This window comes from Litoribacter ruber (assembly GCF_018500185.1).
Lineage (GTDB): Bacteria > Bacteroidota > Bacteroidia > Cytophagales > Cyclobacteriaceae > Litoribacter > Litoribacter ruber.
Genome location: NZ_JAHBGI010000046.1, coordinates 1 through 1,914, shown reverse-complemented (window position 1 = coordinate 1,914; position 1,914 = coordinate 1). Strand labels below are relative to the sequence as shown.

The following is a 1,914-nucleotide window of genomic DNA, read 5'->3' as shown; positions in this document are numbered from 1 at the left end:
CCCAGTGCTCCATGCTCAGTGCCCAGTGCTCAGTGCTCCTTACCTTATACCAGAGTAGGGGTAACGTTAGGGTAAAGCTGGGGTAAAGCTGGGGATAGTGGGACCCCTGAAAAAACTTGAGCCTGCTCAAAATAGTGTAAGATCGAAGGAGGAGGAATTAGGAATTAATAATTAATAATTAATAACAGGCCTCGCAGCGCCCGCCGCGCATCGCCGCGACCGCCGCGAGAACTTTTACTAATATTTAAACTTTGCGCTACTTCTTTTGAACTTTGTGCTACTTTGTGACCATTTGTTGAAAGCGACTTCGTGACCTATTCCAATCTAGTCCCCATAATTGCCTCGAGAAATGCCCTAAACATGGCGATTCTCTCTATACTGTTCCTAGTGGTCAACGGTGCCTGGTTTTATAAAATGGGCGTGATGGTGGATGCGGATACCGAGAGATTTGTGTTGTATGTCTCGGAACTGAAAGAAAGGGGATTCTTTTATAAGCCCCACGATTTCTGGTACATTGGGTATGTGGGTTTTCTGCTTTTGGTGGGGATGCTCAGTCCAAAACTGGAGGCAGTTGTGCTTGTACAATATGCCATTTCATATCTGGCGCTGATTAGTCTTTATGACAGTTCGCTGAGGTTATTCAATAATAGATTTATAGCCTTGATCACAGGAGCATGTTTCCTGGGCTTTTTGATGCTGCCGTTTTGGAACCTGTATCTCTACGCCGAATCCCTTTACATCAGCCTGACATGCCTTTCCATGTGGTTTTTGATAGCAATGAGAAATAACCGCAAAGGCGCAGAGAGCTCAGAGAAAAAACTATTTAGTAGTGTGGCTTTATTTGTTTTAGGATCGATGATCATTGGGTGGACGGTGTTGACCAGACCTACTGGAGTGGGGATGCTAGGTGCGGTGGGGGCGGTGTCGGCATATGGGGTGTGGAAGGCGGAAAGATACCGCAAACTTAAAATCGGATTACTGACTTTCGGAGTACTTGGTTTCATACTTTTGCTCAACCAGATGCTGAGTACCTTTGGATTCGTGGAGGATTACCAGAAAGGGGAGGTGGTTTATAACATCTATAAGATGGCCCACATGGATTACGCAAAATCCTTGATCATCCAAGCGCCGGAAAACCTCTACCTTCCCAATTCAGAAGACCCGGCTTTATGGCAGTTTGTCAGTCTGATCCTGTTCAATCCGCTGTACTCAATACAGCTTTTTGGTACCAAACTGTTTTATTTTCTTCTGTATATACGGCCATATTATTCGGCATTACATAATTTGACGGCACTGGCATTTCTGATTCCCGTGTATGGGCTGGCGATCTATGGTGCGGCCAGGTTAAAAGGCTATCCAGCCGTTTTCTTCTGGACCTACCTCACCATCTGCACCCTCAGCACAACACTATTGACCATAGACTGGAACAGCCGATTCCTCATGCCCATGCTGCCGATGGTATTCCTTGCAGCGGGAGGGGGAGTGAAGGGCTTAATATCTCATCGTGTTTTCGATCGGCCAGCATTCCTCCGTCATTTCGCCTAGTCCCGAGTAGTGAAACGAATCGGGAACCGACCGGAGGGAGCNCTTGCAGCGGGAGGGGGAGTGAAGGGCTTAATATCTCATCGTGTTTTCGATCGGCCAGCATTCCTCCGTCATTTCGCCTAGTCCCGAGTAGTGAAACGAATCGGGAACCGACCGGAGGGAGCGCTTGCCCGCCGTGGCGGGGAGAAATCTAGACACGTACAACCTTCGGTTAAATGACGTGCCCGCCTGCCCAGGCAAGGCCGGCAGGGTTGTCATTGTTGTCCCGCCGTCGGTCGGCCTCCCGAGGTAGGTAAACTCCTCCTTCCCGGCTAGGTTGTCGTAGTTGTCATTGTTCTACCTATTAACAGCCACGGGCGGGATGAAGGC

1 protein-coding gene is annotated in these 1,914 nt (G+C 48.8%); it reads left to right on the top strand.

The annotated features are described in order from the left end of the window. The first annotated feature begins 360 nt into the window (after positions 1-360). Positions 361-1,545, top strand: a complete 1,185-nt coding sequence (locus KIH41_RS18005) for a hypothetical protein (protein WP_214163336.1) — start codon at positions 361-363, stop codon at positions 1,543-1,545. The last annotated feature ends 369 nt before the right edge of the window (positions 1,546-1,914 follow it).